This window comes from Nostoc paludosum FACHB-159 (genome assembly GCF_014698835.1).
GTDB classification, from domain to species: domain Bacteria; phylum Cyanobacteriota; class Cyanobacteriia; order Cyanobacteriales; family Nostocaceae; genus Nostoc; species Nostoc paludosum.
Genome location: NZ_JACJTU010000014.1, coordinates 176,305 through 183,729, shown reverse-complemented (window position 1 = coordinate 183,729; position 7,425 = coordinate 176,305). Strand labels below are relative to the sequence as shown.

The 7,425-nt window shown below is 40.6% G+C and carries 7 protein-coding genes; 3 read left to right on the top strand and 4 right to left on the bottom strand.

The window, feature by feature from the left end; all coding sequences use genetic code 11:
- Positions 1–121: 121 nt before the first annotated feature.
- The 4 genes from H6H03_RS16695 to H6H03_RS16685 all read right to left on the bottom strand — a co-directional run bounded on the left by H6H03_RS16695 (position 122) and on the right by H6H03_RS16685 (position 3,221).
- A complete protein-coding gene (locus H6H03_RS16695; protein ID WP_190956190.1) occupies positions 122–868 on the bottom strand; it encodes a hypothetical protein in 747 nt (248 codons plus the stop codon).
- A gap of 263 nt (positions 869–1,131) precedes the next feature.
- Entirely contained in the window at positions 1,132–1,728 is a 597-nt protein-coding gene (locus H6H03_RS16690; RefSeq protein WP_190956189.1) for a 50S ribosomal protein L25/general stress protein Ctc, read from the bottom strand.
- A 14-nt stretch (positions 1,729–1,742) separates the two neighbouring features.
- Positions 1,743–1,874, bottom strand: a complete 132-nt coding sequence (locus tag H6H03_RS41325; protein WP_277926156.1) for a hypothetical protein — start codon at positions 1,872–1,874, stop codon at positions 1,743–1,745.
- A gap of 3 nt (positions 1,875–1,877) precedes the next feature.
- Entirely contained in the window at positions 1,878–3,221 is a 1,344-nt protein-coding gene (locus H6H03_RS16685; protein WP_190956188.1) for an adenylosuccinate synthase, read from the bottom strand.
- A gap of 548 nt (positions 3,222–3,769) precedes the next feature.
- On the opposite strand from H6H03_RS16685, the gene H6H03_RS16680 reads away from it, so the two are divergent.
- From H6H03_RS16680 to H6H03_RS16670, 3 genes are all read left to right on the top strand, one after another.
- On the top strand, positions 3,770–5,560 hold the full coding sequence (locus H6H03_RS16680; RefSeq protein WP_190956187.1) for an ATP-binding protein: 1,791 nt from the start codon (positions 3,770–3,772) through the stop codon (positions 5,558–5,560).
- A gap of 38 nt (positions 5,561–5,598) precedes the next feature.
- A complete protein-coding gene (locus H6H03_RS16675) occupies positions 5,599–5,814 on the top strand; it encodes a hypothetical protein (RefSeq protein ID WP_190956186.1) in 216 nt (71 codons plus the stop codon).
- Positions 5,815–5,960: 146 nt separating this feature from the next.
- Positions 5,961–7,010, top strand: a complete 1,050-nt coding sequence (locus H6H03_RS16670) for an adenosine deaminase (RefSeq protein WP_190956185.1) — start codon at positions 5,961–5,963, stop codon at positions 7,008–7,010.
- Positions 7,011–7,425 lie beyond the last annotated feature (415 nt).

The following is a 7,425-nucleotide window of genomic DNA, read 5'->3' as shown; positions in this document are numbered from 1 at the left end:
ATCCAAGAAATATTCGACCAACTTTCATTTGAGCAGGTAATTTCAGTCTCTTCTTACAACTTTATCCTGGAAGCTCTATTCTATGCAGCTTCATATTAAATTGGTATAAAATCTCAAAACATCAAACAAAACAAATTCTAGTCTCATTTTTGGCATCACGTATGAGTTGCTCATCAGGATAATTCAGATTTTGCTTGGCGTATGCTAACAATTCTTCTGTCCATTCAGTAAACCAAGCAAACACCAAATTAACTTTTTCAATAGCCTCGGCGCGTGTTTGCTCATCCATTTCTATTTCTGCCATAATGGCATGTTCGTTTGTAATAGCATGGCCAGATTCTTTACTAAAATGGAATTCTCCACAATAGCGTAATTCCATGCCTGTTTCTTGTTCAATTGTTTGTGCCAATTTTCCCATTAGTTCAAACAATACATTGCCTGTTTCTTCAATGGCTTCGATAATGGCTAAACGCACAATACTAGATGAGCCATAAATTAAATGAGCTAGCTTGTGTGATAACAGGCGGTTGACTTTGGTGCGATCGCTGTAGAAAAATTGTAAATACTCAGTGGGTGAGATTTTTTGGCGATCGAAGCCCAATTTGTTAAAATCTTCCAAATACCAAGGCCAGTGATGATCGTCTTCATAAGAGTGTTCATTCACCATAGCCTGATATACATCTAATGTTGGTTCTAGGCGCATAACATAGCGATTTAAATCCCCAAAGCTCATAATAAAAGGAGCCATGCAAGGATAAAATTCTAAGCGCTGACGAGCTGATAAAGTCTCATCTCGTAAGAAATCAAAAAATGGGAGGCACTTATACTCTTTCTTGAGCTTTAAAATATGACGTAATGTAGCTTTCATGTTTTGTCTCCTTCAATATTGATAAATACCGTTGCTATTAAATTAAACGTTGGGTTTTTAGATTTATGCACAGCGTGAAGGAGTGCTAAAGACATGAAGCAATCAATAAGATGGGCAAAAGGCCGTTTTCAGCTACAAAATAATCAACAATTAGATTCCGATCTCAAAATTAAAAGACCGGATTGCTCAATGGGAACAATACGGTCTGAGGTTTATTTTATAGACTTGCTAGGGAGGTTTTGAACTCCACAATTTTTCAGTATTTAAACAGCTGCTTCACTCTCTTCTTCAGCAGCAGCGTTAATTTGCGGTGGCAGAACGCTGACAAGAACTCGTTCTGACTCAGCTAGAGGTGTCACTCCGTCAGGAAAAGATATATCACTGATATGTAAGTTGTCTCCGATTTTCAAGTTAGAGACATCAATTTCAATGAATTCTGGGATGTTCTCAGGGGCACAACTCACCTGCAATTCGGTAACAACGGTGTCTAACACGCCACCTTCTTGTTTAACACCAACAGGCTCTCCCACGTAACGCAGCCGTACTTCTACATTTGTGTCGCCGTGACCGGCAACGGCAAAAAAGCTGAGGTGGTAAGGCGTACCCTTTGCCGGATGAACTTGAAGTTCCCGTATTAGGGCTTTACCCCGCCAAGGTACATCGGTAATGTTTAAGTCAATCAAAGTATTGTTGACTGAGGCTCTTTTGAGCAAGCGTTCAACGGTTTTGGCATTAATGGTCAAAGAGATTGATTCTGTACCCTTGTGACCGTATAAATTTGCTGGGATTTCTCCAGAACGGCGCAAAGCTTTGGGCTTGCTACCTTCTGGTCGCTTTTGACATTCGACTGTAATCGCCATAGAACTTTCCTTTGTCAGTTGTCATTTGTCATTTGGGCATTGGGCATTGGGCATGGGGCATGGGGCATTGGGCATTGATTATTCTCCGCGTCTTTGCGTCCCCGTGTCCCCGCGTCCCCTTGTCCCCTTGTCCCCTCACTCCCCACTCCCTACGCACTGAGTAAGGAAGCGGGTGTGCCGTCGGCGTGCAATAAAGCGCGTTTGGGGCCGTGGATGGGGTCTTCTACGATAATGGTTTGATCGCGGCTGGCTCCTAATGAAACGATCGCGATCGGGACTTCCATCAATTCTGCTAAGAATTTTAGATAATCCAGTGCCTGCTGTGGCAAGTCTTCCAGGGTGCGGCAGTGGCTTGTTGACACTTGCCATCCTGGTAAGGTTTTATAAATGGGGCGACATCTGGCAAATTGACGGGAACTGGTGGGAAAGTGTTCGCTGCGGACGCCATCTATTTCATAGGCGACACAAACTTGGATTTCTTCTAATTCGTCGAGGACATCCAGTTTGGTAAGTGCCATACAGTCCATGCCGTTAATTCGCACGGCATAACGACCGATGACGGCATCAAACCAGCCGCAACGCCGTTTGCGTCCGGTGGTTGTGCCAAATTCGGCACCGCGATCGCACAGTAATTCTCCCAACTCTCCATCCAGTTCTGTGGGAAATGGCCCTTCTCCCACTCTTGTGGTATACGCTTTCGATACCCCAATCACCCGGTCTATCATTGTCGGCCCTAGCCCTGTACCAACGCAAGCCCCCCCGGCTACGGGGTTGGAGGAGGTAACATAGGGATAAGTTCCGTGATCTAAGTCTAGGAGTGTGCCTTGTGCGCCTTCAAACAGAATATTCCGCCGTCGCTGAATTGCATCGTATATTTTTAATGATGTATCAACAACGTAAGGGCGCAAGCGTTCTGCATACCCTAGATACTGCTGAATCACCTCTTGTGGATTTAGAGGCGGCAAGTTGTAAAGCTTTTCTAAAATGACGTTTTTATAATTAATCGTCCACTCTAACTGCTCCCGTAGCCCATCGGGGTCCATCAAATCCAAAACCCGAATGCCTGTACGTTCAGATTTATCAGCATAAGTCGGCCCAATGCCCCGACCTGTAGTGCCGATCTTATGGCTTCCCCGTCGTTCTTCTGATGCCTGGTCTATCAAGCGATGATAAGGCATCGTTACGTGGGCTGTCTCAGATATCAGCAGGTGGTCAGTGGATATATTTAATTCTTTTAGTTGGTCGAGTTCTGCTATCAAAATCTGTGGATCGATGACTGTGCCACAGCCGATAATGCAATCGGTATCTGGATACAAAATACCAGAGGGGATTAGGTGCAGCTTAAAGGTTTGACCTTTAACTACAATTGTGTGTCCAGCATTGACACCCCCTTGGTAACGTACCACAACATCTGCCGAACGGCTGAGCAAGTCTGTTATTTTACCTTTTCCTTCATCGCCCCATTGGGCACCTATGACAATTACGTTAGCCAAGCGTTTATATTAAGAGGTAAAGTTTCCACAAACTATTATTATCAACATATTTCGGAAAAAATGTCAAGGCTTTTGAAAAATATATAACACTGTGTTGACTGTTGACAGCTAGCACTGATATTTTTCGCAAATTAAATAGGATTATTGTAAGTGTTTTCAATTGGGGAATTCATAATGAAATCTCAGAACAAAAGATGAACTACGAATATACCTACCCCAATACAGACCTGATTTATCGCGTTTCTAGCTAGGCGTTTTCATGACTATAAATAGCTATCAGCACCAATATCGTTTGTTATTTGTTTAGTTAACAATAGCTAATGAGCAATGATGTATAGTGAGTTCAACAATTAATATATATTAAAACCTGGCGGTTTGGTTTCTAATTATTGTGTATACATGATTATCCCCAAAAATCAAGAGATTTATAACTTTAAGAGTTTGTATTTTATTACCCGTGTTTTCCAAGTGATGCAAATACTCTCAGTATTTTTTTCAATCCTTAATTGTAACTAATGGAGGTCATCGGGAGCAAAAAGGGCGATCGCATGATAAAAAAATGGTCTAAAGTCCAAAAACACAAAGCAATATTCATCTTGGCGCTGTCAATTGTATTTACTAATACTTTAATTTCCTATGACAACACCATTAAGCTGATTTATAACCGCCAATTTGTGACAGACTCTCACAAATTTATTACTCAACTGCAAATTATACAAAGTACGTTACAATATACTGAAACTGCACAACGTAATTATATAATTACATCTGATATAGAAGCTATCGAAGCATATAATCGGGGATACGAGCAAAGCGATCGCCATCTCCAAAACCTGAGTAAATTAATTGGTAATAATCCCCAAAAGCAGCAGTGGTTTTCTTTACTCAAGCAAAAAATTAGTAACAGATTCAACACGCTACGGCAAGAAATATACTTAAAAGAAAATCAGGGATTACCAGCAACTCAACAGCTAATTTTGTCTAAACAAGACAAGGAAATTGGCAAAGAAATTCAACAGCTAATTGAGGATTCTTTAAAGAAAGAACAAAATTTATTACAGGAAGAGATAAAAGAGTCACAAGCAATTTCCCAAAAGGCTGTAATTAGATTTTTGATGACCGTTGTTTTACATTTACTGTTAGTAGTTTTACTGTATAAATTATTGTGTAATTACGTTAAACAACTTCAGCAAGCAGAAGAGAAAATTCGCGAACAAAAGTTGCTGCTGGATGTAGCGAAAGATGCAATTGTGGTGCAAAATATCGACAAGCAAATTTTATTTTGGAATCAAGGTGCCCAGAGTCTCTACGGCTGGAAAGTTGAGGAAGCTGTGGGTAAAAATATTGGGCACCTTTTGTATGAAGGAACTTCGCCACAGGTAGAAGATGCTTACTTAAGTGTGATGAATACTGGTGAGTGGCGGGGTGAATTGTATCAACTGACAAAAGAAGGTAAGGAAATTATCGTTGAAAGTCGGTGGATATTGTTAGCAGATGATAATGGACAACTCAAATCTATTTTGAGTGTGAATACCGAAATTACACAGCAGAAACAATTAGAAACTCAACTTTGGCGATCGCAACGTTTGGAGAGTATCGGTAGTCTAACTAGCGGTATCGTCCATGACCTCAATAATCTACTATCGCCGATTTTAATGTCAGTTCAGTTGTTGCAGAAAAAATTTCCTGATGCCCAAAGCCAGAAAATACTACAAACCTTAGAAAATAATGTCAAACGCAGTGCTAATTTACTCAGGCAAATCTTGACTTTTGCACGCGGTGTTGAAAGCAAACGCATAATTGTTGAAATTCAGCCTTTAATAGCAGAAATTGAGCAAATTATCGCTCAAACATTTCCTGATTCTATTATCTGCCAAATAGATATTCCCAAAAATCTTTGGCAAGTCCGGGGAGACGCAACTCAACTATATCAAGTGCTGATGAATTTAGCAGTCAACGCCCGCGATGCCATGCCCGATGGGGGAATATTGAGAATTGTGGCGGAAAATGTCGTAATTAGCGAACGTTCTGCCCAGATTAATATTGATGCTAAAGTGGGTTCTTATATTGCGATCGTGGTGACGGATACTGGTATTGGTATGTCGTCGGAAGTTCAAGAACGGATTTTTGAACCGTTTTTCACTACCAAAGACGTAAGCAAAGGTACGGGTTTAGGGCTTTCCACCACACTGAGCATCATTAAGAATCACGGTGGTTTTGTTAATCTTTATAGTCAGGTGGGTAGAGGTACTCAATTTACAGTGTACTTGCCTGCTTTAACGTCTAGGGAAACACCCTTGGTTTCCCAAGAACTCGAATCAGTTATGAAAGGTGGCTAATTAATTTTACTTTTGACAGAAATAGGTTTCAATCCCTTATGAGGAAGAAAGTATTTTACAACTCCTCTGTTGTAATGCAGCAACAAATATTTAACAGCAGTTGGAGAGGGTTAATTGGGGAGTGCGGGGATGAGAAAGATGGGATTTGGAAGAAGTGTTTAGAAAAAATTGTAAAAATTAACCTCAGTAGTTTGCTGTTGTCAGACCAAAATATTGCGGCATTTGCTGACATTGGTATCAAGTATTTTGCTTAAAAGCCTGACTATAAAGGATTTTTTACAGAAAGTGGTGCAAAATTTAGCATGAATTAACGTAGATTTACAGAATGTTGCTGGAAGTAGAGATTTTTTTCTCTATGTTTTTGTTACAATTATTGAAATTTTTCCCTAAAAATACCATTATGGCTTTATACGCAGAATTACATAGACATCTAGGCGGTTCCGTCGTACCCAGAGTTTTGTGGCGATATTTTGAGCGACATTCTTCGGAATTGATTTCTCGCTTTGCTGACTATTCAGAATTTGAAGATTTTTACACCCGCCCACGCAATACTCTAGATGAGTATCTAGAATTGCACACCCTAGTAGAAAGTGTCCAAACTGTAGAGACTTTGCCTTACTTTATCTATCGCTTGCTGCGCGGTGCTTACATTTTTGAAAATTTGGCTTATCTGGAACTGCGCTATACTCCGTATTTACGGACACCTGAGCATCTGAGTCAATCAGACAGAATTGACAAGATGGCAGAAATTGTGCAGGTAGTAGGAAAAGCTAGCCATTTGCCAGAATATCCGATTGTTACTAGCCAAATTCTGTGTATGCACACGCGTTTACCTTATGAGGTGAACAAAGCGATTATTGATTTGGCGGCGCAAAATAAACAGTATGTCTGTGGAGTAGATGTAGCTGGGGGTGATAGCTATTATGCCGATCGCCTCCAAGAATGGATTAGTCTATATGATTATGCGCGATCGCAGGGCGTTAACACCACTGGACATTTATTTGAAACTACCGCTGGTTGTTACCCCCAACTATTACCCTACCTGATGCGAATTGGTCACGGCATCCAAATTCCCTTATTGTATCCAGAATTACTTAATGATTTAGCTAGACGCGGGCAGTGTTTGGAGGTTTGCCCTACAACTTATTTGAAAACTGGTACTTTACAGGATATACGTCAACTCAAAATAGTTTTTGACCGTTGTTTTGATGCTGGAGTCGATATCGCTATTTGTACTGATAATGCTGGTTTACACAATGTACGTTTGCCTTGGGAATATGAAAATCTCTTGACTTACGACATTATTAATTTTCAACAACTCCAAGCTTGTCAGGATGCAGCTTTCCGCCATGCTTTTGCTTGGCCTTACAGGCAACGTCCGGCATCATTATTGAATGGCTTGCTGAAACTTGAATCACCTAAAGTTCTAGCACTGAGCGAAAATAATTAGAAAAGAAGTCATACCAATTTAATATGAAGACGCATATAAATACCCCACCCGCGCTAGCGCGCACCCTCCCCTTGCCAAGGGGAGGGTTGGGGAGGGGTAAAATTCTATGCAGCTTCACGAAGAATTGGTATCAGAATTCAGAATTCAGAATTCAGCAATGCTTGAAATGTAGATTAACACCTGCCAGTGATTGTTGACTTTTGACGTTGCAGCAGGATATACCACTAAATCTTAGATTTAGTGTAGTGTTTCACTATTTATTCATCCGCCATTCGTACAGAATTTATGCTGAATTCTGACTCGTGACTCCTGAATTCTTTGTTAATCGTGAGCATTAGCCGCTAATTTACTACTTATAAGTTTTTTTGCTTAGAAGCTCAAAAGCAACTTATCAAAAATCCCTTTTTAATTGAGT